Origin of the sequence: Candidatus Kapaibacterium thiocyanatum (assembly GCA_001899175.1) — a bacterium.
GTDB lineage: Bacteria > Bacteroidota > Ignavibacteria > Kapaibacteriales > Kapaibacteriaceae > Kapaibacterium > Kapaibacterium thiocyanatum.
Genome location: MKVH01000015.1, coordinates 34,649 through 59,305 on the forward strand (window position 1 = coordinate 34,649; position 24,657 = coordinate 59,305).

Genomic DNA, 24,657 nt, shown 5'->3' on the forward strand with positions numbered 1-24,657 from the left:
CCTGACGATGTGTAAAGAATATTTCACACCTCGACGGTGCATTCGCTCCATTATTCACAATGCTGTCTTTAGCAAAAGGCGCACCAACTTTTTCCACATCGACGTCGAACCTGTACGAGTCGATGGAATCAGCGGATCAACGGATCGACGATCGCCCGCTGCCATGGCTTCATCGCGAGGCCACCGGCCGTGGTACGGACCAGGCTCTTCCATCGCGGCTGTTCGGTCAGGGCGGCGAGTACTCCGTTGGCGACGGACGCGAGACGACCATTGGTGCTCCACAACGCATCGATCATGTTGGCGGCACTCGACGGCGTGAGCATTCCCGTGCGCTTGACGGCCTGCATGGCATTCTGCCGCGTCATGAATTCCCATGACGGTCCGCAGAGGTCGGCCAGTTCATCGTAGGCTGCCATGTCGCCGTCGGAAGCCGGCACTTCGAGTCGGGCGATGCGTACACGCTCGTGCATACCGCGCTCGCCCTTGATCGCATCGAGGAAGATCGCCTTCTCCGCAGGGAATGATGCGCAGAGACGCTGACAGGCCTGCTGGACGATGGCATAGGACGAGTCGTGCAGGAGCGCGGCGGCGGCGTCCTTGAGCACGGCAGGTACGATGCCGTAGGCACCGAGAGCGGCGGTACGGACGTTCACGTCCTTGTCCGCGTATCCCATGGCGACGATCTTCCACGCGCCGGGAAGTCCCATGGCCGCGGCCTGCTGTATGGCTTCCGTCTTCATGGCATGGTACGTTTCGTTCTTCATCACGTCGGCGAGCAGGTCGAGACGTTCTGCCTCCTTCGACGTATCGCCGCGCATCGCCTCGAGCGCATCGTATCTGTCGATCATCAGCGGCGCGCGCTTGAGCTGGGCGATCTTCTCTTCCCACTTCCTGTGGAAGGTGACCTTCTTCATCACCTGGCTTCCGGGATCGAAGAGCACGAAGTCGATATCCTTGCCCTTCGTGTTCGGTACGTCGATCGTCGTACGCTGCCCATCCACCCAGGCTCTCTCGGAATCCTTCGAACCGTTGGTGTAGTGGACTTCCACGACGATGGGCATCCTGAAGTATCCGGTGAGTTCGTCGACGGGATGGATCTGTTCGACGTCGACGGACGTGACGTTCCCGCCGTCACGCGCACGCTCCGAATATGAGACCTTGTAGTGCGGTTCGCCACCGCGATAGAGCCATTGATCGAAGAACCAGTCCGGCGTTATGCCGAGCGTGTCCTGGAAGGACAGATAGAGATCGTTGGTCTCGACGTTGCCGTAGGCATGACGTCGCAGATAATGGGTGATGACGCGGCGGACCTCGTCTTCGCCGAAGACGTATCGCATCATGTCGATCACTCCCGCACCCTTCGGATAGATACGTGCCGTGCCCGCATTCGGATGGACGATCGGGAAGCGATCCTTCTCGGATGCCGTGAGGGCACTGCGATGCAAGCCCCGCCTGCTCCACTGGTAGGCATCCTCACCCTGCGTCTCGCGCGTGAACAGATGCGGATAGAACGTGGCGAAGCTCTCCTGCAGCCAGATCGACTTCGGACTGCGTCCGGTGATGAGATCGCCGAACCATTGGTGCGTGAGCTCGTGTACGTTCACACCGACGTATGACCGGTCGAGGAATCCACGTGCATCGACATGGAAGAAGTCTCCGAAGACAGTAGCCGTCGTATTCTCCATGGCACCGAAGACGTAGTCGGCCACGGGAACCTGGCTGTACGATTCCCACGGATACGGAATGCCCGTTTCACGTTCGAGGAAGTCCATCGCCTCGACGCTCATACGATAGGTAGGTTCGATGCGGTCCGGATAATCGGGATAGGAATAGAGATAGAGCGGTACGCCGCTCGCGGCACGACGTTCCGTAATGTCGTACATGCCGACCGCGATCATGAGCAGGTAGTTCGCATGTGGCCTCGTCATCCTGTAATGCCATGTCTTCGTTCCATCGCCGTTCACCACGGCGTCCACTCTCGTACCGTTGCTGAGAACCGCATAGGCCGAGTCGAACGTGACGATCGTTTCCGTGATCATCTTGTCGTTCATGTCGTCGTACATCGGAATCCAGTGACGGTTGTCCGTGGCCTGGCCCTGCGTCCATATCTGGCGGCGCATGCGCCGCGTGGTGTCGTTCCAGCCGATGAAGTAGAGTCCCTTGCGCGGCGCGGCCTGATAGGTGAAGGACACACTGTCCTCGGCATCCCAGCGCAGCGGAGGCTCAGGATAGACGACGACCGTGGTGTCCGTGGAGCGAAAGCGTACCGGCCTGCTTCCGAGCGTCGCCTGGAAGATCTCGATACCGACGGCATCGAAGACGATGGAATCCACTCTCCTCCACAGCGTACGGAAAACGTGCGTCACCCTGCCCTTGACGATTCCGGCCGGTGCGTCGAACTTCACGTCGACCGTCATGCGCTGGATGTCGACCGGGTGTTCCCGTGGTTCCGATCCGGGCTGGACGAGATGGGTGGTGGTATGGATGAAGGGCGATTGTGCCAGGACGTGAAGACCGCCGTAGACGAGGACGAGGAGCACGAGAAGCGTACGATACATACCGTTCCACAGGTGATGGGGCACGATGAGGACATGAACGGCAAAGATAGAAACATCGAAGGCTGGCCTGACATCGTATATTCGGCGATGCTCGTCTCACTGATCATGGTCATGGTCGGCGGTGCCGTAGGAAGCGCCCTGCGCTTCCTCGTCGGACTCATGATACCGACGTCTCCCGGTCACGTTCCCGTGGCCACGCTGATCATCAATCTCGCGGGGAGTGCCGTTCTCGGCGCCATCTCCATGCTGTCCGCCCGCTACGATCTCGTCTCGAAGGATATGGCCCTTCTGCTCGGCACCGGCCTGTGCGGAGGCTTCACCACCTTCTCCACGTTCTCCGTCGAACTGATGATGCTCGTCGACGTCGACCGATACGTCGTCGCAGCCCTCTATCTTGTCGCGAGTACCGTCGGCGGCATCACGGCCGCCTTCGCCGGGGCTGCCATAGCCCGTATGGCTGCTTCCTGAGCAGTAACGCATTTCCTAACCATCGTTATGAATGGGGATACCATGGACTTCGTGAAGATCTGGGAACAGGTTCAGCCTATCATCATCCAGTATTCTCTTCGTGTGATCGGCGCCATCGTCGTATGGGTCGTGGGCCGATGGGTCATCTCCCTCATCGTCAGACTGCTGCGACGCGCTCTGATGGCACGCGAGGTGGACCCGACGTTGCAGAAGTATCTCGGCTCCATCGTCAGCGTCGGCCTCAACGTCCTTCTGGCCATCGCCATCCTCGCCCAGTTCGGTATCGAGACCACGTCCTTCGCGGCACTGATCGCAGCCGCGGGCCTGGCCATCGGTACGGCATGGGGCGGACTGCTCGCCAACTTCGCCGCAGGAGCCTTCCTCCTCGTCCTTCGCCCGTTCCGCGTCGGCGACGTCATCGGTGCGGCAGGCACGGTCGGCGTAGTGGAAGAGATCGGACTGTTCGCCACGACGCTCATGACGCCCGACGGCATACGGACCTTCATCGGAAACAACAAGCTGTTCGGCGACAACATCCAGAACTATACGGATACACCATATCGCCGTATGGAACGGACGATGCAATTGGCCAACGGGGTGGACGTCGATGATGCCATCGAACGCCTCGGCAAGGCCGTCGCCGCCATCCCGGGCGTTCTCGCACAACCCGCACCACTCATCGGCGTCAGCGACTATACGCTCTCGGGCCCCGTGCTGTCGATCCGCCCATACTGCAAGCCCGCAGACGCACTGGCCGTACAGGCCTCGATCAACGAGGTCGTACGCCGCGTCTCGAAGGAAGCCGGATATCCCGCACCCGAAGTAGCCTACGTCGTCCGCCAGGCCTGACCATGATGCTCGTCCGACTCATCGCCTCCCTGCTTCCGATGCTCGTCATCACGACGGCATGTGCCCAGCGGCACGAGGAAAACGTCGTACCGCCCCCTTCACGTTCATCCAACACATCGTCAACGACAATGTCAACGCAAACGCTCGATACGGCCACCCTGGGTGGCGGTTGCTTCTGGTGTATCGAAGCTGTCTACCAGCGCCTCGACGGCGTCACCTCCGTCGTCAGCGGCTACAGCGGCGGCTCGGTACCGAATCCCACGTACAGGATCGTCGGTCAGGGCAACAGCGGCCATGCCGAAGTATGCCAGATCACCTTCGACTGTTCGAAGGTATCGTTCTCGGACGTCCTGCACGTCTTCTTCTCCGCACACGATCCCACGACGCTCAACCGCCAGGGCAACGATGTCGGAACGCAGTACCGGAGCGTGATCTTCTACCACGACGACGAGCAGAAGAAGATCGCCGAGGACTATATCGCCCAGCTCGAGGCCGCGAAGACGTGGCCCGATCCGATCGTCACGGAGATCAGTCCCTTCACGGTCTTCTACAAGGCCGAGGACTATCACCAGAACTACTTCAACCAGAACGGTTCACAGCCGTACTGCGCCTTCGTCGTCCGCCCCAAGGTCGAGAAGTTCATGAAGCAGTTCAAGGACAGGGTCAGGCAGTAGATCCGGATCGGAACAGAACGGCCGGTGCCGCAGTGAGAACGTTCGACCATCCACCGTGTATGGACCATATCGGTGATTCATCCTCCAACCGGGACTATCGTATGCGTATTCTCGCTATCGCCCTCATGCTGATCGGCGGCATGATGTCGCTCCATGCCCAGACGGGATGCTGCGCGACCTCGTCCGTAGCTTCCTTCGCCGCCTTCGCCGAAGATCCGACGTTCCGGGATATGCATCCCGACCCTCTTCCCTATTCGCACCAGAGCGACGGCAAGATGGTTTCGGTACCCGTACCCGGCAGCACAACGGCGACCGCCTATCGTGTGGAATCGCACGAGCCGTCCACCCAGTACGTGCTGGTCTTCCACGAATGGTGGGGGCTCAACGGCTACATCAAGAACGAGGCGGACAGGATCGCGGCGTCGCTCAATCACAGAGCGACGGTGATTGCCGTGGATCTCTACGACGGCAAGGTCGCCACCACACGCGACCAGGCAGCACAGTACATGCAGGCCGGCTCGGAAGAACGCTCACGTGCCATCATCGATGCCGTCATCGCTTCCTGCGGTCCTACCGCACGGATCGCCACCATCGGATGGTGCTTCGGCGGAGGCTGGTCCATGCAGGCCAGTCTCGCAGCGGGTGACAAGGCCGCGGCATGCGTCATCTATTACGGCATGCCGGAGTTCGACGTCGAGAAACTGCGCAAGCTTCAGGCTCCGGTGCTGGGCATCTTCGCTGCCAGGGATAAATCCATCACCCCCGACGTCGTCCAGCGATTCGAGAAGGCGATGTCGCTGGCAGGGCGCTCACTGACCACGAAAACGTACGACGCCGATCATGCCTTCGCCAATCCGAGCAATCCGAAGCACAAGGTCGACGATACGAAGGATGCCTACGAGCTGACGATCGACTTCCTCAGGAAGAACCTTCTATTGTAGTGCCATTGCTTTCATGGGAACTTCCCTTCACTCACGATGCGATCTTATTCGTCGATCTTTGCACTCTGCTAGCGGATACCTACCATAGTGGCTCGCTCATGGTCCATTGATTCAGGTATATTCGCGTCGGCTCCATTCATACCGGCAATGACTGGAACCGCCGACTCTGGCCATGATACCGCAGACATGACGACAGCCGAAGACTGATTCCACTGGAGAAAAACCATGATCCGCACGATACGCGTAGACGGGTTCAAATCTATTTCCTCGATGAACATAGAACTGGGACGCGTAAACTGTTTTATCGGAGCGAATGGTGTCGGCAAGAGTAATATTCTTGAAGCGATCGGTGTACTCGGTGCGGCAGCGAACGGGGTCGTCGATGATGAAGCATTGCTCCGCCGTGGTGTTCGCCCCGGCTTGCCGAAATTGTATAAGACATCATTCAAATCGGTCAGGACGCCGGCCCATATTGGGCTCACCGCTGAAGGCGAGCGGCATGAACTGTACCGGGTTTCACTCTTGAATCCATTGAAGGCACCTGAACCCAAGTGGTCGTTCAAAACTGAATTACTCTCGGTTGGTGCGGATGAAATCATATCGAAGGGCGTACGCAACCGAAAGAATCTAAACCCTGAAGCCGGGCTTGCAGCGCTACGCCTCGTGGATCTCGACCCGGACAACGCTGCAGCACAACTCATGTCGAGACTGCAGAACTATGCCATCTACTCGCCGAATACTCCAACGTTACGTGGCATGGTTTCCGACCCGCAATCTCGCATACCTGTAGGTCTATCGGGCGGACAACTCGCAGAAGGTTTCGCCGATCTTCGGCACGCACTGTCGGCAGCACGGGACAAGAATGGCACGGAATGGGAGGAGCGTTTTTCGGATCTCCTGGATCTGATGGACTGGGTAGGAAATATCGAGGCAACCAGTCAGGGCGCATCGTTATTATCACCGTCCGTTGCTCGGACTAGAGAGATGCTCAAGTTCACGGATCGTTTTATGCAGCAGAGCAGGAACGAACTGACGGCATACGATGCCAGTGAGGGCGCGCTGTATGTGCTGTTTTGTGCACTCCTATGCCTATCGCCCAAGGCACCTTTGTTTTTCTCTATCGACAACATCGACCAGGCATTGAATCCACGCCTGGCCATGCGTTTGACACAGAAACTATCAGGTTGGCTCCGGCCCCTGAATCCGTCGGTATCCAATGGTCCAATGAAACAACTCCTGTTCACGACGCATAATCCCGCTGTACTCGATGGGTTGAACCTTGGAGACCCTGAAATCCGGCTCTTCGCGGTTGAGCGCAACAGCAATGGTCACACGTCCGTGCAGCGAATCCAGATGACGTCAGAACTAGCTGAGAGGAACAAGGAATTCCCACTTTCACGTCTGTGGCTCATGGGGCATCTTGGAGCTGTACCCAATGTCTGAGCTTCGAATAGCCCTCGTTGCCGAAGGGCCGACGGATCACATCATCATAGAAGCTGCATTGAAGGCGATCGTCGACTGTCCCTTCATACTCACTCCGCTTCAGCCCGAACCGACCTATCTCGATGGAGGAGGAGGGACGTCTGGCTGGTGCGGTGTTGTCAAATGGTGTCATGCAATTGGCCAGAACCATCACGGTCCTCTCGATTCACATCCATTGCTTTCTCCAATGCCTTTTGACCTCATCATTCTGCAGATCGACGCCGATGTCGCCGACAAGACCTACGATGATTGTTCACTCTCCGTTTCCGCTGGATGGAAATCGTTGCCCTGCCCTATGCCTTGCCCGCCATCTGTCGGCACATGCGATGAATTGCGACAAGTCGTAACGAGCTGGCTTGGCCCGGTAACTCCTGGCCCTAAGACAATCATATGCATTCCATCAAAAGCAACCGACACCTGGTTACTGGTAGCCATTCTCGGTAACCCCGAAGCCGATATCGAATGCGTACCGAAACCGGATGAAAAGCTAGGACAATTACCCAAGGCCCAAAGGATTAAGAAGACAAAGCGGAACTATTTCGCTAATGCCGATACGATTACAAAGCGTTGGTGTACCATTACCTCACACTGCTCGCAGGCCCTTACTTTTCAACTGAATGTTCAGCAGATTGTCGGGCGTCATTGTCCCCCTATTTCATAGAGAAAGACTGAACGATACCAATTCCATTCTTTCGTTTGGTTTCCATTAGCAAAATCCGTGCTATTTTTTGCACGGCATGATTCTCCTCGACCATCTCCTCATCGACGAAGCCATCCTCCATTCGTCGTTCGCTTGTGATCTCAAGCAGTGCAAGGGCGCGTGCTGCACGCTTCCCGGTGGCGCCGGTGCGCCGGTCGCCGATGGCGAAGTCGACGATATGTATGCGGTGATCGACCAGGCCCTTCCCTACCTTTCCGAGCGCTCGCGCGCCATCCTGAAGGAAAGGGGTCCCATCGAAGGGCATGCAGGGTCGTACGCGACCGTATGCATCGATGACAAGGACTGCGTCTTCGTCTATCACGAGGACGGCGTGGCCAAGTGCGCCATCGAACGCGCATGGCTGAACAAGGAAACGTCCTTCCGCAAACCGCTCTCGTGCCACCTCTTTCCCATCCGCGTCGCCAACTTCGGCGGCCCCTATCTGCACTACGAGCAGTTCGACGAATGCCAGCCTGGCCGCGACCTCGGTGAACGCATCGGTCTGCCCCTCATCGTCGCCCTCAAGGACGCTCTCGTCCGCGCATACGGCGAAGAGCTCTACGAACGGCTGCTGACGATGGCTCGTGACGAAGAGGACACAGCATGAAACTTGGTATGAACCTCACTGCATCACTGCAGCAGACCCTCACGCCGCAGCAGATACAGTACCTCAAGCTCCTTCAACTGCCGACATTGCAACTGGAACAGCACGTCCGCGCCGAGATGGAGAACAATCCCATGCTCGAGGAAGCGCTGGCCGACGAAGCCGGCGAACGATCGCCCGATTCCCCATCCGAGCCCGAACTGGACCCCGGTACCGCACCCATGATGTCGGAACCCGCACCCATCATCGACTCGACGAACGAATCCACCGATCAGGTGTCGGCCGAAGACTACGATCCGAAGGACGCCTTCGAGTTCTACAAGCTGATCTGGGGCGAGGACCCGTCGGCCGGACGTTCGTCCGACGGACGTACGGGTGACGAGGAAGACGATGGTGAGGGATTCCAGTTCCGCAACGAAACGTCGTTCGAAGAAGACCTCATCGAACAGCTCCGCTTCCTGCCGATCAGCATCGAGGAACGACTGCTCGGAGAGTACATCGTCGGCAACGTGGACACCGACGGCTATCTCCGTCGCGATCTCTCCGAGATGGTCGACGAAGTGAATGCCTCGATCGCCGAACACAACCTCGCCCTGCAGGCACCCGCCCTGCTCGGGACGATGATGTCGGACATGGACAGTGCGATCATCGATGGCGTCGACCATACGCTGCAGCCTCTGTCGGCCCGCCAGTCCGAGTCGATGCTCAAGCGCATCCAGTCGCTCGACCCTCCGGGTGTGGCATCGCGCACCATCCAGGAATGCCTGCTGGCCCAGCTCCGCGCCGTACCGCGTCCGAACGCAGCACAAAAACTTGCCATCGCCGTGCTCGCCACCACGTACGATGCCTTCGCGATGAAGCACTATCACGTCATCGAGCGTCAGCTCGGTGTAACGGAAGACTACCTTCGCGAGGCTCTCGAAGTCATTCGTAAACTCAATCCGAAGCCAGGCGCCGGTACGTTCGGTCCGGAGATGAATACGGTCGTTCCCGATTTCATCATCGAGCGCGACGAGGAGAACGACGACTTCTTCGTGACGGTCAACGACTCGCGTCTTCCTACCCTGCGCGTCAGCGCAGCATACGAACGCCTGAAGAAGGAAGCGCGCTACAAGCAGTTCAACAAGGAAACGCGGGAATGGCTCAGAAAGAAGTATGAGGACGCGAAGTTCCTCATACAGGCCATCCGCCAGCGCAAAAGCACGATGTTGCGCGTGATGACGGCCATCGTCGGTCTGCAGAAGGATTTCTTCCGTCTCGGACCGCACGCCCTCAGACCGCTCATCTATCGTGACGTGGCCGAAGTGGCGGGCATGGACATCTCCACGATTTGCCGCATCGTGAACAGCAAGTACGTGCTCACGGAATTCGGCACGTTCGATCTCAAGTACTTCTTCAGCGAAAGCCTCACCACGGATGATGGAGAGGAAGTCTCGACGCGCATCATCAAGCAGAAGATCAAGGACCTGATCGATGCCGAGGCGAAGGGCAAGCCGCTGAGCGACGACAAGCTGGCGAAGGATCTCAAGAAGCTCGGTTACAACGTCGCACGGCGCACGGTTGCGAAGTACAGGGAACAGTTGCGCATACCCGTGGCGCGACTGCGCAGGGAGCTGTAGCACCGACCGGTACCGCATTCCGCCTTCGTCACATCATGTCCACCGCAACGAAATTTTCACCGTGCGGGAGACTATGACAGTAGATGGCATAGTGAGCGCCGTAGCATCGCAGTCCATACGCGAAGTGCTACAATCCCGCTCACGAAAGAGGGCTTCATCGTTCTGCAACGGATACGCAGGGAATCGCAGGACGAGGCCTGGTCACATTTCCATTGCCGTCATCACGTGTTACTGCAACGAAATTTCCATCGTGCAGGAGACTATGACAGTATATGGCATAGTGAGCGACGTAGCATCGCGGTTCATACGCGAAGTGCTACCGTCCCTGCTCATGAAAACAGCTCACCGTCCTACACTATATCGCATCCAGAGTATCCTAGCCCGATTGGTCAATGGCGATCGCGTCACGGCCGGTATCATGGCTGATGTTCTGGAAGTGAGCAGGCGTACGGTTGCGAGAGATATCGACTATCTGATCAACGTTCTCCATGTTCCGATAGCATATGACCGCAGGCGCAACACCTACATCCTGGACGGTCAGGTACCCATCCTGTTCTCGTTGAATCCCGTCGTTCTGGAATCGACGACTCCTGCATCGGAGGAGATCGAGGTGACGATCGCCATCGATGACGATCTCGCCCGCTACTTCAGCGTCATCGCCGTGCATCCCACGCAGCGCGTGAGCACGCACCCCAACGGCGAGCATACGATGCAGATGCGTATCCGTGTGGACGATACGACCGTCTACTGGATTCTCGGCTTCGGAGACAGGATGCGTGTCATCAAGCCGGAATATCTGCGCGATCGCGTGCTGGAAATGGCGCAGAGCATCCTTACGGAACAATCGGAGCAAGGCGGGCAGGCATGACCTCCCGCCGCCGATCAACCCTGCTTCGGAACGAAGAGCTTCATGGAGATATCCAGGGCGACGGCACTGTGCGTGATGGCACCGATACTGATGAAATCGACGCCAGCCTCCGCATATGCCCGGATGTTGTCATAGGTGATGCCGCCGCTGGCCTCCGTTTCCATACGGCCGTTCACGATGCGCACTCCCTCGCGTACGAGCTGGGGCGTGAAGTTGTCGAACATGATACGATGGACACCGGGGCATGAAATGACCTCTTCCACGTCATGCAGCGTCCTCGCCTCCACTTCGATCCTGACCGGTGCGCGCCCTTCGAGTTCGCCGAGGCAGCGTTCCACGGCCTCGCGTATGCCTCCGGCTGCGGTGATGTGATTGTCCTTGATCATCACCATGTCGAACAGACCGATGCGATGATTCATCGCGCCCCCCACGGACGTGGCATACTTGTCGAGCAGCCTCCATCCCGGAATGGTCTTGCGCGTATCGAGCACGCGAGCATGTGTCCCGGCGATGGCCTGGACATATTCCCACGACTTCGTTGCCACACCGCTCATGCGCTGGATGAAGTTCAGCGCCGTACGCTCTCCTGCGAGCAGGGCGAAGGCCGGTCCTTCCACCGTGGCGAGCACCGTACCCGACGGAACGTGATCACCTTCCCGCACCTTCATGTCGATCGACACATCGGGCGAGAATTCGCGGAAGATCAGCGGAACGAGGGGCAGTCCGCAGATGATGCCATCCTGCTTCATCAGGAATCTCGCCGACGCCGTGTTGTCACGAGGGATGATGGTTTCCGTCGTGATATCTCCCGGACCGACATCTTCCTGGATGGCGATCTGGATAAGACGGAGTATGGAGGCATCGTGCAGGAGATTCAGCAGCATGGAGCGTACCTGGCGTTCGGCATTGGTGGTAGGGTCGGGGCGTCACTGCAAAAATACTATCCGTCCAGCCTCACATCGACGAATGCGAATGCGGAACCGTCGAAGAGGCCCCTGTCGCTGAGCTTCAGAGCCGGTATGACGAGCAGCGCCATGAAGGACAACGTCATGAACGGAGCACGCAGCCCCGTGCCGAGTTCCCTCTTCACCCGCCCGTCCAGGGCGGCATAGGCGGCAGCCACCTCGTACCCGTCGGCAGCGCTCATGAGGCCTGCGACGGGCAGCGGCAGGACGTCCGTACGACCGTCGGCATGGACGCTGACGCCGCCGCGTGCGTCGATCACGGCATTGACGGCCGCGGCGATATCGGCATCGTCGACACCGACGGCGACGACGTTGTGCGAATCGTGGGCCACGCTGCTGGCCAACGCCCCGTGCGTCAGGCCGATGTTCCGGATGAAGGCCACGGCGGGTTTCGCGTCGGTATAGCGATTGACGACGACGATCTTCAGCACGTCCGTGGAAGGATCGGAGCGCAGCGCACCGTCCTCGAGAATGGCCGAGGCATGGACTTCGTTCGTGACGAGTTGTCCGTCCAGGGCTTCGATCACACGCACACGGTCCGTCGTGGCGGGCAGCCGCAAGGCACCGGCGTCGATCCGGCCCGCACCGAACTTGTTGATCGTGCCTTCCTCCACACGCAGAATGCGCGTGGAGCCGTTCGAGGCGACGCATGTACCACGGATCCACGTTTCGAGAATCGTCAGCTTCGTCACGTCGTCGACGACGATGAAATCGGCCGGATCCCCTTCGCGCAACAGGCCGACGGGAAGACCGTAGTGCTCGACGGGATTGACGCTCGCCGCGCGCAGGACGTCGTAGAGTTCATATCCGAGCGCCAGGGAGCGCCGAACGAGCTCGTCGATATGTCCTTCCACGAGGGAATCGGGATGCTTGTCGTCGCTGCAGAACATGCAGCGCTCGGGATATCGGCCGAGGAGCGGATGCAGGGCGTCGTAGTTCCTGGCGGCAGACCCTTCACGGATGATGATCTTCATTCCCGCTGCCACCTTGTCCAGCGCTTCGTCGAGCGTGAAGCACTCGTGGTCGGTCGATATTCCATGCGATGCATAGCGGCGAGCATCGTCACCGCGCAGGCCCGGAGCATGACCGTCGATGACGCGTCCATGCTCCCGTGCGACGCGCAGTTTCTCCATCACGACGGGATCCTCGTGAAGGACGCCGGGGAAGTTCATCATCTCGCTGAGATAGCGTACACGTTCGTCCGCGAACAACGTCCGGATATCGTCGGCCGTGATCTCCGCTCCTGCCGTCTCGAAGGACGTGGCCGGAACGCAGGACGGTGCACCGAAGGCGATGGTGAAGGGCACGCGCGAAGCGTTGTCGAGCATATAGCGGACGCCTTCGATGCCGTTGACGTTGCCGATCTCGTGCGGATCGCTCACCGTGGCCACGGTGCCGTGCACGACGGCAAGACGGGCGAACTCGGACGGTATGAGCATCGACGATTCGATATGGACGTGGGCATCGACGAAGCCCGGCAGGATCGAACGCGACGTATCGGCCGCAGGGTCTTCGACGATGGAGACGATACGTCCGTCATCGACCGTGATTCTTCCGGCGAACGAACGCCGTGCATGGACGTCGTGGATCAGGCCTTCGAATGCGATCATGGACGATTCCCTTTCGATCCGTTCGATGGTGCGTTCAGACGGTCGAAGAGCGTCTTCACCCGTTCGACCTCGTCCGGCGAATTCATCGCGAAGAAGTAGAAGTATTCCTTCTCTCCCATGTTCATGTAGGTCTGCATCACTCCCTGGCTCTTGTGCTCGGAGATGAGCCAGTTCACGGGAATGCGGTAGTCGAGCTTGCCGTTGTATCCGAACTTCTGGAGCTTGTCGAATTCGAATACAGGTACGCCCGGGTCGACCTTCGTGACGGGATAGCCTGTGAACTCCGTGTAGGGCTTCGCAGCGTCCTTCCGTCCGCCACCCATTCCGAGGATGACGGGCCGACGCGACCGGATACGCAGGTCGGACAGCGTCTGCAGGGCGATGATTCCCGCGGCCTTGTGGTGACCATGCGTTTCGTCGGTCGGCAGCATCGTGAAGATGAAGTCGTATCCACCTTCGATCATGATCTCCGTCAGACGATGCTTGACCCACTCCACGTCCCATACCTGCTTCAGCACCGTATCGGCATCGAGCGTATAGTGGTTGTCCGTCTGATCGAAGAAGAAATAGTTCCTGATACCGATCCACTTCCCGCCCGCCATCAATTCGCGTTTGCGGATGGATGGCAGCTCCCTGCGGCCGACCTCTTCGTTGGTGAGATCGAACCCGTAGACGGCGCCAGCCAGCGAGGCGTACTTGTAGCCGGCTTCGCCATTGGTGATCACGGCGAGGTCCACCGTACCGCCGAGTTCCTTCGAGATCTTGTAGACGGTCGCGGCGCAGCCCGATTCGTCGTCGGGATGGGCGGTCACGATCAGCACTCTCTGTGCGAACGATGGCACGGAGCACAGGACGAACAGCGAACACAGGAGCGAACGCATCATGCAGGTGTCCTTCGATGAAGGAAGAAGTAGTAGACGACGCAGCCGATCATCGGCGTCACGACTCCGGCGATCTGGGCGAGCGGATATGGCGAACCACCGACGACGACGGGCTTCGCCGAGAAGAAGATGGCCAGCCATCCTGCGATGACCAGCAGAACGGGTACGGGATAGAGCCACATGCGCCACGGCATCGCCGCAGCACCGACGCGTTTCCGCAGGACCATGAGTCCGACGGCCTGTGCGATGAACTGCGTGAACACACGCATGGTGATGATGGATTTGATGGCATCGTCCAGCGTGAGCGTCAGCGAGAAAAGGATACCCATACCGCCCAGCACGAGGAGCGAGACGTGCGGGAACTCCATCGTCGGATGCTCCCGCGCGAAGATGCGAAAGAAGAGTCCGTCCTTCGCCGCGGCATACGGTATGCGCGTATAACCGAGCATCACGCTGAAGAGCGACGACAGGGCGACGACGAGGACGAGACATGTGGCGATGTTGGCGACGACCGGACCGTAGATCCGTTCGAAGAACGTGCTCACGATGAAGGGCGATGCAGCGACGTCGGCCACCGGCATGACGGCATAGATGGCTGCCTGCATGCAGAGATAGAGGATGGCGATACCGGCGACGGACACGAACATGCTGCGCGGAATCGTGCGTTCGGGATTGCGCACTTCGCCACCGAGATGACAGACGTTGTAGTATCCCAGATAGGAATAGACCGTTCCGATCGTCGCGGCTCCGAGCAAGGGCAACTGCAGATCGGGCCACTCCCCCGTCGGTGTGCTGAAGAACTGCGTCACCACATCGGTCGACGCATGCGTCGCTCCACTCACGACGATACCGAGCAGGGTAAGGATGACAGCGCCCCACAGTACGACGGAGATACGTCCCACCGCACCGATGCGTCGATAGAGAAGAACAACCATCGCCACGACAAGGGCAGCGCCTGCAAGGCGCGAGCCGAGCGGATCGAGATGGACGACGAAGCCGAGATACTTCGAGAATCCCAGAGCTGCCGACGTCACGACGAGAGGTGCCTGGAAGATCGTCTGCCAGACGAACAGGAAGGCCATGAGGCGGCCCCATGACTGCGCACCGTACGACTCCTTCAGGAAGGCATAGGAGCCCCCGGCCAGAGGCATCTTCGCACCGAGCTCGCTCCAGATCGCCGCATCGACGAAGGCCAGGACCATTCCCACGACCCATGCCAGCAGCGCATACGGACCGAAGCCCATGGTAGCGGCTACGGCTGCCGTCGTGATGAACGGTCCGATACCGACCATGTCGATCATGTTGATCGCCGTCGCCTGGACAAACGTCAACTCTCGCTTCATGATGGGATCTCCGCGATGCTTATTTCCGTGTCGCGTCGGCCGACCACAGCAGCTTCTCGCGCAGGAGATCGTAGTAGGTACTGTCCGCGCGCTTGACGAGCTTGACGAGATGATCGCTCTTGGTGATCGTCACCACGTCTCCCTTCGTCACCGTCGTGATGATCTGTCCGTCGGCCACGAGATTGGCTTCCATACCGTCGAACGGCAGCTCGAAGCGGATCTCGCTCGTGTCCTGGACGATGAGCGGCCTCAGTGTGAGGGTATGAGGAGAGACCGGAGTCAGGCAGAAGGCCCGTGCCGATGGAGCGATGATAGGCCCGCCCGCGGACAGCGAATAGGCCGTCGACCCCGTCGGCGTCGTGACGATGACGCCATCGGCACGATAGTCGGCGACGTGATGTTCGTTGACGAAGGCACGTATCGAGATCATCTTCGATGACGATGCCTTCTCGACGAGGATTTCATTGAGTGCATGGACGTCCTTGCCGTTCACCCTCGTCTGCAGCGTCGTCCGGTCGACGATCCGGTAGTTGCCCTTGATGACGTCCATGATGGCTTCATCGAGCGCCGATACCGGAAATTCCGCCAGGAAGCCCAGCTTGCCGACGTTCACGCCCATGATCGGCACGTCCGAACCAATGAGCAGCCGGGCAGCGGCCAGCAGCGTACCATCGCCTCCGAACGAGATCACCATGTCCGAGAACTTCTCGAATTCGAGCGGCGACACGATTTCACATCGCGACGTCGTTTCGGGAGGAAAGACGGCGGCGAGGGACTCGTCGATGTATACTTCCACTCCTTCGTCGAGAAGGCGGTTGGCCGTATGGAGTGCCCACGCGACGGCGTCCGGACGCAGCGTGAAGGCGAGGAGGGCGAAACGACGCATCAGGCTGTTCCCGATGGGGACGGAAGCACGTTGCTCTTCGATTCTTCGAGGAAGTTGAGCTTGAGGGTGCTCACCGTATGATCGAGGAACTTCTTCTCGTCATCGGTAAGGTTGCCCGACGTCTTTTCGGCCAGGATATCGAGGATGTCGATCACGTACTTGGCATGATCGAGGTTCTTCGTGATCTGGTTCGTGGCAGGGTTCAACATCTTTCCGAGGGCGACCATGCCCTCGAGCTGGAACATCTGCACGACGGTAAGAAATGAAGGTTGCATGCTGTTGACCTATACGAGCAATGTTGCGAGATCGATAAGATATGAAGGTACGGGTTTACGGGTCACCCACGTCCGCTCGAGCGGAACGTGTGATACCTGACCGTTCATTTCGCCGATCATCACGTCCGTGACGCCGTCGAGCAATGCGTCCACCGCCGCGGCGCCGAGGCGGGCGGCCAGAACGCGGTCACGCACGGTAGGCGCACCACCACGCTGGACGTGTCCGAGGATGGAGACCTTGGACGAGATTTCGTAGCGTTCCTCGATCTTCTTCGAGAGTTGCATGGCGCCACCCGACTCGTCGCCTTCGCCGACGATGACGACCGTCCGCTTGTCGAGTCCCTGGGCCATGATGCGTTGATAGAGCACCTCGATGTCCGTCAGCGTCTCCGGCACGGCGATGAATTCCGCGCCGCAGGCCACGCCCACGTCCATGGCGATGAAGCCTGCATGACGTCCCATCACTTCGACGAAGAACAGCCGGCCATGGCTGTCCGCTGTGTCGCGGATCTTGTCGATGGCTTGGGCTGCCGTATTGATAGCCGTATCGTAGCCGATCGTGAAGTCCGTTCCCGACAGGTCGTTATCGATGGTACCCGGGGTGCCCACGATGGGAATGCCGTGTTCGGCATAGAGGGAATGGGCGCCATGGAACGTACCGTCGCCACCGCAGGCCACGACTCCGTCGATGCCGTGCTTCGCGAGCTGTTCGGCAGCCTTCGTACGGCCTTCCGGTTCGTGGAATTCGGGACAACGGCTGGTCTTCAGTACGGTGCCACCCCGATCCAGGATATTGGCGGTACGGATACGGTCCAGCACTTCCATATGTCCGGCGATCATACCTGCATAACCGCCGATGATTCCGATGACTTCCAGCCCTCGCTTCTGTGCCGTCCGCTCGACGGCACGAACATGGGCGTTCATGCCGGGGGCGTCGCCCCCGCTGGTGAACACTGCAATGCGTTTCATGGCCGCGAAAATAGGACGAAAGCCCCGTCCGTGAGTAGTTTCGCGCCGCATCGTGGAAGTTCATCACAACCTCGCCCATCACCAATGGCCACACTCTTCCTGCGCTCGGTAACGGCGCTCGGTACGCTGTCGCTCGTGGCAGCCGCCATTCTGCTCATGCCCCGGACCGCATCCGCACAGGCGACGACGTCGTCTCACTCCAGTTTCGACTTCAACACCGACGGCATTTCCTTCGCCACGGCCGACAGCTCGAGCAAGGTCATGATGCGGTTCCGCATGCAGAACACGGCCACGGTCACGACGAAGAGTGTCGACGACCTTTCCTTCGCCTCGACGGACTGGGCCGTCCGGCGCCTCCGCATCCGCTTCGGCGGCCACCTGGTGGACCCGCGCCTGACCTTCAACCTCCAACTGTCCTTCGCCCGGGGCGACCTCGACTATACGGATACGCAATTCCCGAACATCGTGCGCGACGCCATGATCTTCTGGAATTTCTCCCCTAGACTCCAGGTCTCCTTCGGCCAGACGAAGCTGCCCGGCAACCGCCAGCGCGTGATCTCGTCCGCGGATATCCAGTTCCCTGACCGCTCCATCGTGAATTCGGCATTCACACTCGACCGTGACTTCGGCTTCCAGGGCTTCTGGCGCCCTGTCGACGGCGACGTCATCGTCAACCTCCGCGGGGCCATCAGCAGCGGCGATGGACGTAACCAGCCGGCCATCCCCGGTGGCGGACTGGCCTATACCGGACGTGCGGAGATCCTGCCCTTCGGCTCCTTCCTCAAGGGCGGCGACTACTTCGAAGGCGATCTCCTCCGCGAGCCTGCGCCCAAGGTCAGCGTCGGTCTGTCCTTCCAGCACAACGAAAACCAGACGCGGACGCGAGGCTCACTCGGTGCCAAGCTCTACGAACAGCGTACTGCCCAAACCCTCTATGCCGACGCACTCCTGAAGTATTCCGGCCTAGCCGTCTATTGTGAATACGCCCGCCGTCGTTCCGACGATCCCCTGACGCGTTCCAGCGACGGCAAGGTCGCCGCCGTCTTCGTCGGGCATGGCATGCTGGCCCAGGTCACCTACTGCTTCCCCTTCATGTTCGAAGTCGGGACGCGTTTCGCCCGCGTCGTACCGGATGACGACCTCAAGATGCTGCCGGAAGGATTCACGGACCAGACGACCTCCCTCAACCTCGGCTACTACCTCAACAAGCACCGCGTGAAGATGCAGATCGAGCTCGGCCGGGGAGACCGCGAAGTCCTCGCGACCGACGTGAAGTCGGCCTTCTACTTCGGCCGCTTCAACATGGAACTGGGGATCTGAGCACGGTGCGGCGCAAGCCGCCCCATTCGTATGGTGTTGGTATTACGAATGTTACGCACCATATTGCCCGCCCGTATCATGACGTGGCGGACAGTATTATCAAAAGGTAACAGAGTGGTTCCACCGGTCGACCGTGGTGGAAGCACTGTGTAAATTGCGCCCCGATTTTGATTCATCGTGCGGATAGCTCCATGTTCGACGCCCTTCGCCGGTTCGCTCCGGTCGTTCTTCTGATGATCCTGCCGACCTTCGTCGCAGCATCCGCGCCCGAGCGCATCACCATCAAGGGCTCCGATACGATGGTCATCCTCGTCCAGCGCTGGACGGAACTCTATCCGAACAAGAAGGGCCTCGAATTCCAGGTCACCGGAGGTGGCTCGGGCACCGGCATCGCCGCCCTCATCAACGGCACCACGGACATCTGCTCGTCCTCCCGCCCCATCAAGCCAGCCGAAGTACGTCAGCTCAAGGAGAAGTATCAGTACCGCGGCATGGAAGTGCGCGTCGCGCGGGATGGCCTGGCCGTCTACGTCCACAAGAACAATTCCGTGAAGCAGCTCACGATCGAACAGATCCGCCTGATCTTCACCGGCCAGGTACGTAACTGGAAGGACGTGGGCGGAGCCGACAAGCCCATCATCCTCTACAGCCGCGAGAACAACTCCGGCACGTACGAGTTCTTCAAGGAGCACGTCCTGCTCAAGCAGGACTTCGCGGCCGAAGCCCAGCACATGGCCGGTACGGCCGCCCTCATCAACGCCGTGTCGAAGGACCCCAACGCCATCGGCTTCGGTGGCGCCGCCTATGCCGCCAACGTACGTCCCCTGGGCGTCGCGAAGGAAAAGGGCTCGGCCTACGTCACGCCCACCGAGGCGTCCATCCTGTCCGGTGAATATCCTATCTCCCGCTTCCTCTACTTCTACCTCAACGAGCGTCCGAAGGGTACGGAGAAGGCGTTCATCGACTGGGTCATCAGCCCGGCAGGACAGAAGGTCGTGAAGGACGTTGGCTACTATCCTATCAAGAAGTTCTGATGAATCCATTCCGGTCGACACACAAGCATCCCGGTGAACGGATCGCGGAGTGGTCCATCCGCATCATCGCTTCCTTCTCGATCCTCGTCATCTTCCTGATCTTCATCTTCGTGTTCCGCGAAGCGGCCACCCTTTTCACCGCGAAGCACGAAGCACCGGTGAACACCGCCGTCACGGACGCCGACACGGACCTGAAGCCGGAGCTCTACAATCCGGACGTCATGACGGCCGAAGAGCGTGCCAACCTCGACGAACCGGAGATCTACAATCCGCTCGACGGTGAGGAAGGTGCACCGGTCACGGCCAGGCCCGCGCCGCAGATCGCAGCCGCCGTCGACGAGGATTCCCCGGAAGTCTACAACCCCGATGCCGTGATGGCGGAACCCACGCCCCATCGGGCCAAACCGTCGGTCGCGGCCGAACCGCCCGCCTCCCATGACGTCGCCACGACGTCCCGACCCACGCCGACGAAGCCCGCAGCCGAACCTGCAGCTGGACCGGAACCGAAGAGTCTCTGGCAGAAGCTCATGGACGCGGCCTGGCAACCCGTGGGTGGCGACCAGCCGAAGTTCGGCATCCTACCGCTCCTCATCGGTACGGCCAAGACGACGTTCATCGCCATCCTGATCGGCGCACCTCTCGGCATCCTCGCCGCCATCTACTCGGCCTTCTTCGCGAAGCGCCGCGTGCGCGAAATCATCAAGCCCACCATCGAACTGCTCGCCGGCTTCCCGTCCGTCGTCATCGGCTTCTTCTGCATGTTCACCGTCGCCAGCTTCGTGCAGGACGTTCTCGGTACGGACATGCGGCTCAACGCCCTCGTCGGTGGTATCGGCCTTTCTCTGGCCGTGATTCCCATCGTCTTCACCATCGCCGAGGACTCGCTCTCCGCCGTTCCGCAATCGCTGCGTGCCGCATCGCTGGCCCTCGGTTCCACGGAATGGCAGACGGCCTATCGCGTGATGCTTCCGGCCGCGGCGCCCGGCGTCTTCGCAGCGGTGCTGCTCGGCATCGGGCGTGCCTTCGGTGAGACGATGATCGCCATCATGGCCACCGGCAACGCTCCCGCATCGTCGTGGAGCATCGTCCAGGGAGCCCGCACCGTGGCCGCCACCATCGGCTCCGAAATGGGTGAAGTCGTATGGGGATCCGAACACTACGGTATCCTCTTCCTGCTCGGCGTGATGCTCTTCATCTTCAGCTTCGGTCTCAACGCCATCACCGAGCTCTACGTCAAGCAGCGATTCATCAAACGGTTCCAGGGGAAGTAAGACGCGATGAATCTCTCCGGACACATGCCCCTGCCGAAGCGCATCCTCGGTGCCTTCTCCATCCTCGTCGCCCTCACGGCCGTGGTGGCCATCATCGGCATCATCCTCGGCATGCTGGGCATCTTCGTCGTGGAAGGCGCACCGCACATCAGTTGGTCCTTCCTCTCCGAATTCCCACGCAACAACAACACCGAAGGTGGTATCTGGCCTGCACTGGCAGGCACAACGCTCCTCGTGCTGCTCATGACGATCCTGGGCGTACCCATCGGCACGGCCACGGCCATCTACCTGACCGAATACGCCAAGCAGACGTCGTTCTTCGCCCGCAGCGTACGCTTCGCCGTCAACACGCTCGCCGGCGTACCGTCCATCGTCTTCGGCCTCTTCGGCGTCGGCTTCTTCGTCCAGTTCATCGGCAAGGGGCTCGACGGCATGACGGGATCGTCGGCCTTCGGCGACGGCTCCCTGCTGTGGTCGGCTGCCACGCTCGCAGTCCTCACGCTGCCCGTCGTCATCGTCTCCGTGGAGGAAGCGCTCAAGGCCGTTCCCCGCGAACTGCGCGAGGCTAGCCTCGCCCTGGGCGCCACACGCTGGCAGACCATCACGCGCGTCGTGCTGCCCAACTCCGTCACGGGTATCCTCACGGGTTCCATCCTGGCCGTCGGACGCGGTGCGGGCGAAGTCGCCGCCATCCTCTTCGTGGGTGTGACGTATTCATCGGAAGTGCTGCCGTCGTCGGTCACGGACAAGTTCATGCACCTTGGATACCACTTGTTCGTCCTCAGTACGCAGTCGCCCAACGTCGACCTCACGATGCCCCTGCAGTATGCCACCACGCTGGTGCTGCTCGGACTCACGTTCCTTCTGAACTTCACCGCCATCTTCATCAGGTCACGGCTGCGCCGCGCTTCCTGAGCACCGCGCAACCGGATACAACGAGAACATCATGGCCAAGGATCTTCTTACAAAGGCTCGAACGCAGGACTTCTCGGTTCACTATGGACCGAAGCAGGCCCTCTTCGACATCAACATCGAAATGTACGACCACCGCGTGACGGCCTTCATCGGCCCGTCCGGCTGCGGCAAGTCCACCTTCCTGCGTTCGATCAACCGCATGAACGACCTCATCGACGGTGTCCGCATCGGCGGCAGGATGGAAGTCGATGGCACGGACGTCTATGCGAAGGACGTCGACGTCGTCACGTTGCGGCGGCGTATCGGCATGGTGTTCCAGAAGTCGATTCCGTTCCCCAAGTCCATCTACGAGAACATCACCTACGGCCTCACGCTCACGGAGAAGAAGAGCAAGAGCGAGATGGACGGAGTCGTGGAGTCGTGCCTGCGCAAGGCGGCGCTGTGGGAGGAAGTGAAGGATCGCCTGCATAACACGGCCCTCGGTCTTTCGGGCGGACAGCAGCAGCGTCTGTGCATCGCACGCGCCATCGCCGTCAACCCGGAAATCCTGCTGATGGACGAACCCTGTTCGGCACTCGATCCCATCTCCACCGGCAAGGTCGAAGAACTCATCACCGAACTCAAGAACACCTATACCATCGTCCTCGTCACCCACAACATGCAGCAGGCTGCACGGGTCAGTGACTACACAGGATTTTTCCTCATGGGACGTCTCATCGAGTTCGATCGTACGCGTACCATCTTCACGAGTCCGTCGAAGAAAGAAACCGAAGACTACATTACCGGCCGTTTCGGCTAAGACCATGAACAAGACGTTCGAAGAAGACCTCGACAAGCTGCGCACTCGCCTCATCCGCATGGGTTCCCTCGTGGAGGAACAGGCCGAGTTTTCCTTCCGTGCCCTCAACGAAGGCAATGCCGAGTTGGCCAAGATCGTCGCCGAGCGCGATGACAAGGTGGACAAGCTCGACCTCAAGATCGACAAGCAGTGCCAGCGCATCTTCGCCCTGAACCAGCCCGTGGCGAGCGACCTCCGCCTGCTGCTGGCCGCCGTGAAGATCAACAACGAACTCGAACGCATCGGCGACATGGCGCACAACATCGCCACGATGGTCATCCGCGTACCCGCCACCGTTCCCCTGGCCTCAGGTATCGGCTTCGACCGTATCTGCGCCGCCACCTACAGGATGCTGAAGTCGAGCCTCGACGCCTTCATCAACAACGACCCCGAACTCGCGGCACACATCCTGCCGACGGATACGACGGTCGACAACCTCTACGAAGCACTGCAACGCGACCTCGTGGACATGATGAAGAACGACCCCGCCAACATCGAGGCCGGTGCACATCTTCTCGTGACCCTCTACGACATCGAACGCATGGCCGACCATGCCACGAACATCGCCGAGAACGTGATCTTCCTCGCCCAGGCGAAGCTCGTACGACATCGCTCGATCAATGCCGAAGGCATCGACCTGCTGTCCGCCCACGACGACGCCGAACCGTCCGGAGAAGGAGACTAAGCCCAGCATTTGATAGATTGCACGATGACTCCGACAACGAAAGGTATCGTGCTGGCCGGTGGCAGCGGCACACGACTGTATCCGATGACGGCTGCCTTCAGCAAGCAGTTGCAGCCCGTCTACGACAAGCCGATGATCTACTATCCGCTGTCCACACTGATGATGGCGGGTATCCGTGACGTCCTGCTGATCTCCACACCACAGGACATTCCGGCCTTCGAGCGGCTGCTCGGGGACGGCAAACGGCTCGGTATCTCCATCTCCTACGCTACGCAGGACGCACCCCGCGGCATCGCCGAAGCGCTCGTCATCGGACGCGACTTCATCGGCGACGACCAGGTCTGTCTGATCCTCGGCGACAACCTCTTCTACGGCAAGCTCGACTTCCTCCGCACCGCCCTGCGCAATACGTCCGGCGCCACGATCTTCGGCTATCGCGTACAGGATCCGCAGCGCTACGGCGTCGTGGAAATGGGAGCCGACGGCCGTGTCCTCTCCATCGAGGAGAAACCCGCGAAGCCCCGCTCGTCGATGGCCATTCCCGGACTCTACGTCTACAATGCCGGTGTGTGCGACGTCGCCGCTTCCCTGAAGCCCAGCGAGCGCGGCGAGCTCGAAATCACCGACGTCCACAGGATCTACCTCGAACGCAACGATCTCCACGTCGTACCACTCGGCCGCGGCATCGCCTGGCTCGATACGGGAACGCCGGAAAGCCTCATCGAGGCGGGCACCTTCATCCATGCCATCGAGAAGCGTCAGGGAACGAAGATCGGCTGCCTCGAGGAAGTGGCCCTGTATCGGGGCTTCATCACGACGGAAGAGTACCATCACGCCGTGGCCATGCTGCCACCATCGGACTACCGGCGATACTGCGAGCAGATATTGAGTTGAATACCAGG

General features: G+C 59.9%; 22 protein-coding genes and 1 pseudogene. 15 read left to right on the plus strand and 8 right to left on the minus strand.

Features of this window, described 5'->3' with window-relative positions; all coding sequences use genetic code 11:
• Positions 1 to 128: 128 nt before the first annotated feature.
• Positions 129 to 2,558, minus strand: a complete 2,430-nt coding sequence (locus BGO89_05335) for a hypothetical protein (GenBank protein ID OJX58735.1) — start codon at positions 2,556 to 2,558, stop codon at positions 129 to 131.
• Between the two features lie 87 nt (positions 2,559 to 2,645).
• Between BGO89_05335 and BGO89_05340 the strand changes: the two genes are divergently transcribed.
• The 8 genes from BGO89_05340 (at position 2,646) to BGO89_05375 (ending at position 10,763) form a co-directional block, all read left to right on the plus strand.
• A complete protein-coding gene (locus BGO89_05340; GenBank protein OJX58764.1) occupies positions 2,646 to 3,026 on the plus strand; it encodes a hypothetical protein in 381 nt (126 codons plus the stop codon).
• 42 nt (positions 3,027 to 3,068) lie between these two features.
• Positions 3,069 to 3,875: a mechanosensitive ion channel protein MscS gene (locus BGO89_05345; protein OJX58766.1), complete on the plus strand. Its 807-nt coding sequence runs from the start codon at positions 3,069 to 3,071 to the stop codon at positions 3,873 to 3,875.
• 128 nt (positions 3,876 to 4,003) lie between these two features.
• A complete protein-coding gene (locus BGO89_05350; GenBank protein ID OJX58765.1) occupies positions 4,004 to 4,549 on the plus strand; it encodes a peptide-methionine (S)-S-oxide reductase in 546 nt (181 codons plus the stop codon).
• A 101-nt stretch (positions 4,550 to 4,650) separates the two neighbouring features.
• On the plus strand, positions 4,651 to 5,490 hold the full coding sequence (locus BGO89_05355; protein ID OJX58767.1) for a hypothetical protein: 840 nt from the start codon (positions 4,651 to 4,653) through the stop codon (positions 5,488 to 5,490).
• Positions 5,491 to 5,715: 225 nt separating this feature from the next.
• Positions 5,716 to 6,933, plus strand: a complete 1,218-nt coding sequence (locus tag BGO89_05360; GenBank protein OJX58736.1) for a chromosome segregation protein SMC — start codon at positions 5,716 to 5,718, stop codon at positions 6,931 to 6,933.
• Positions 6,934 to 7,709: 776 nt separating this feature from the next.
• The gene (locus BGO89_05365) at positions 7,710 to 8,279 is read left to right on the plus strand and encodes a hypothetical protein (protein ID OJX58737.1); all 570 of its coding nucleotides are present in this window, start codon (positions 7,710 to 7,712) and stop codon (positions 8,277 to 8,279) included.
• An 8-nt stretch (positions 8,280 to 8,287) separates the two neighbouring features.
• Positions 8,288 to 9,895 carry an RNA polymerase sigma-54 factor gene (locus BGO89_05370; GenBank protein ID OJX58738.1) on the plus strand — a complete coding sequence of 536 codons (1,608 nt, stop codon included), beginning with the start codon at positions 8,288 to 8,290 and terminating at the stop codon, positions 9,893 to 9,895.
• Positions 9,896 to 10,280: 385 nt separating this feature from the next.
• Entirely contained in the window at positions 10,281 to 10,763 is a 483-nt protein-coding gene (locus BGO89_05375; protein OJX58739.1) for a hypothetical protein, read from the plus strand.
• Positions 10,764 to 10,777: 14 nt separating this feature from the next.
• Here the strand turns inward: BGO89_05375 and BGO89_05380 are convergent, their stop codons facing one another.
• From BGO89_05380 to BGO89_05410, 7 genes are all read right to left on the minus strand, one after another.
• On the minus strand, positions 10,778 to 11,647 hold the full coding sequence (locus BGO89_05380; protein ID OJX58740.1) for a nicotinate-nucleotide diphosphorylase (carboxylating): 870 nt from the start codon (positions 11,645 to 11,647) through the stop codon (positions 10,778 to 10,780).
• 56 nt (positions 11,648 to 11,703) lie between these two features.
• Positions 11,704 to 13,338: an adenine deaminase gene (locus BGO89_05385; protein ID OJX58741.1), complete on the minus strand. Its 1,635-nt coding sequence runs from the start codon at positions 13,336 to 13,338 to the stop codon at positions 11,704 to 11,706.
• Positions 13,335 to 14,219 (minus strand): hypothetical protein, encoded by an 885-nt coding sequence (locus tag BGO89_05390; protein ID OJX58768.1) that lies wholly within the window; start codon positions 14,217 to 14,219, stop codon positions 13,335 to 13,337. Before BGO89_05390 ends, BGO89_05385 begins: the two co-directional genes overlap by 4 nt.
• Positions 14,219 to 15,562 (minus strand): hypothetical protein, encoded by a 1,344-nt coding sequence (locus BGO89_05395; protein ID OJX58742.1) that lies wholly within the window; start codon positions 15,560 to 15,562, stop codon positions 14,219 to 14,221. The genes BGO89_05390 and BGO89_05395 overlap by 1 nt, the downstream gene beginning before the upstream one ends.
• Before the next feature lie 19 nt (positions 15,563 to 15,581).
• Entirely contained in the window at positions 15,582 to 16,358 is a 777-nt protein-coding gene (locus BGO89_05400) for a hypothetical protein (protein ID OJX58769.1), read from the minus strand.
• A gap of 89 nt (positions 16,359 to 16,447) precedes the next feature.
• Complete coding sequence (locus BGO89_05405; protein OJX58743.1) at positions 16,448 to 16,723, minus strand: hypothetical protein; 276 nt, start codon at positions 16,721 to 16,723, stop codon at positions 16,448 to 16,450.
• A gap of 9 nt (positions 16,724 to 16,732) precedes the next feature.
• Entirely contained in the window at positions 16,733 to 17,692 is a 960-nt protein-coding gene (locus BGO89_05410) for a 6-phosphofructokinase (protein OJX58744.1), read from the minus strand.
• Between the two features lie 84 nt (positions 17,693 to 17,776).
• On the opposite strand from BGO89_05410, the gene BGO89_05415 reads away from it, so the two are divergent.
• From BGO89_05415 to BGO89_05445, 7 genes and pseudogenes are all read left to right on the plus strand, one after another.
• On the plus strand, positions 17,777 to 19,012 hold the full coding sequence (locus BGO89_05415) for a hypothetical protein (GenBank protein OJX58745.1): 1,236 nt from the start codon (positions 17,777 to 17,779) through the stop codon (positions 19,010 to 19,012).
• Positions 19,013 to 19,203: 191 nt separating this feature from the next.
• A complete protein-coding gene (locus tag BGO89_05420) occupies positions 19,204 to 20,046 on the plus strand; it encodes a phosphate-binding protein (protein OJX58746.1) in 843 nt (280 codons plus the stop codon).
• Positions 20,047 to 20,543: 497 nt separating this feature from the next.
• A pseudogene (locus BGO89_05425) lies at positions 20,544 to 21,317 on the plus strand (phosphate ABC transporter permease subunit PstC).
• Positions 21,318 to 21,341: 24 nt separating this feature from the next.
• Entirely contained in the window at positions 21,342 to 22,232 is an 891-nt protein-coding gene (locus tag BGO89_05430; GenBank protein OJX58770.1) for a phosphate ABC transporter, permease protein PstA, read from the plus strand.
• A 31-nt stretch (positions 22,233 to 22,263) separates the two neighbouring features.
• A complete protein-coding gene (locus BGO89_05435; protein OJX58747.1) occupies positions 22,264 to 23,031 on the plus strand; it encodes a phosphate ABC transporter ATP-binding protein in 768 nt (255 codons plus the stop codon).
• Positions 23,032 to 23,035: 4 nt separating this feature from the next.
• Positions 23,036 to 23,755, plus strand: coding sequence for a phosphate transport system regulatory protein PhoU (locus BGO89_05440; GenBank protein OJX58748.1), 720 nt, complete (start codon positions 23,036 to 23,038; stop codon positions 23,753 to 23,755).
• 24 nt (positions 23,756 to 23,779) lie between these two features.
• On the plus strand, positions 23,780 to 24,649 hold the full coding sequence (locus BGO89_05445; protein ID OJX58749.1) for a glucose-1-phosphate thymidylyltransferase: 870 nt from the start codon (positions 23,780 to 23,782) through the stop codon (positions 24,647 to 24,649).
• Positions 24,650 to 24,657 lie beyond the last annotated feature (8 nt).

Bases quoted from the DNA above. Each gene is read 5' to 3' on its own strand.
- BGO89_05335 (OJX58735.1), bottom strand. From the start codon at position 2,558: ATGTATCGTACGCTTCTCGTGCTCCTCGTCCTCGTCTACGGCGGTCTT.
- BGO89_05340 (OJX58764.1), top strand. From the start codon at position 2,646: ATGCTCGTCTCACTGATCATGGTCATGGTCGGCGGTGCCGTAGGAAGC.
- BGO89_05345 (OJX58766.1), top strand. From the start codon at position 3,069: ATGGACTTCGTGAAGATCTGGGAACAGGTTCAGCCTATCATCATCCAG.
- BGO89_05350 (OJX58765.1), top strand. From the start codon at position 4,004: ATGTCAACGCAAACGCTCGATACGGCCACCCTGGGTGGCGGTTGCTTC.
- BGO89_05355 (OJX58767.1), top strand. From the start codon at position 4,651: ATGCGTATTCTCGCTATCGCCCTCATGCTGATCGGCGGCATGATGTCG.
- BGO89_05360 (OJX58736.1), top strand. From the start codon at position 5,716: ATGATCCGCACGATACGCGTAGACGGGTTCAAATCTATTTCCTCGATG.
- BGO89_05365 (OJX58737.1), top strand. From the start codon at position 7,710: ATGATTCTCCTCGACCATCTCCTCATCGACGAAGCCATCCTCCATTCG.
- BGO89_05370 (OJX58738.1), top strand. From the start codon at position 8,288: ATGAACCTCACTGCATCACTGCAGCAGACCCTCACGCCGCAGCAGATA.
- BGO89_05380 (OJX58740.1), bottom strand. From the start codon at position 11,647: ATGCTGCTGAATCTCCTGCACGATGCCTCCATACTCCGTCTTATCCAG.
- BGO89_05385 (OJX58741.1), bottom strand. From the start codon at position 13,338: ATGATCGCATTCGAAGGCCTGATCCACGACGTCCATGCACGGCGTTCG.
- BGO89_05390 (OJX58768.1), bottom strand. From the start codon at position 14,219: ATGCGTTCGCTCCTGTGTTCGCTGTTCGTCCTGTGCTCCGTGCCATCG.
- BGO89_05395 (OJX58742.1), bottom strand. From the start codon at position 15,562: ATGAAGCGAGAGTTGACGTTTGTCCAGGCGACGGCGATCAACATGATC.
- BGO89_05405 (OJX58743.1), bottom strand. From the start codon at position 16,723: ATGCAACCTTCATTTCTTACCGTCGTGCAGATGTTCCAGCTCGAGGGC.
- BGO89_05410 (OJX58744.1), bottom strand. From the start codon at position 17,692: ATGAAACGCATTGCAGTGTTCACCAGCGGGGGCGACGCCCCCGGCATG.
- BGO89_05415 (OJX58745.1), top strand. From the start codon at position 17,777: ATGGCCACACTCTTCCTGCGCTCGGTAACGGCGCTCGGTACGCTGTCG.
- BGO89_05420 (OJX58746.1), top strand. From the start codon at position 19,204: ATGTTCGACGCCCTTCGCCGGTTCGCTCCGGTCGTTCTTCTGATGATC.
- BGO89_05430 (OJX58770.1), top strand. From the start codon at position 21,342: ATGCCCCTGCCGAAGCGCATCCTCGGTGCCTTCTCCATCCTCGTCGCC.
- BGO89_05435 (OJX58747.1), top strand. From the start codon at position 22,264: ATGGCCAAGGATCTTCTTACAAAGGCTCGAACGCAGGACTTCTCGGTT.
- BGO89_05440 (OJX58748.1), top strand. From the start codon at position 23,036: ATGAACAAGACGTTCGAAGAAGACCTCGACAAGCTGCGCACTCGCCTC.
- BGO89_05445 (OJX58749.1), top strand. From the start codon at position 23,780: ATGACTCCGACAACGAAAGGTATCGTGCTGGCCGGTGGCAGCGGCACA.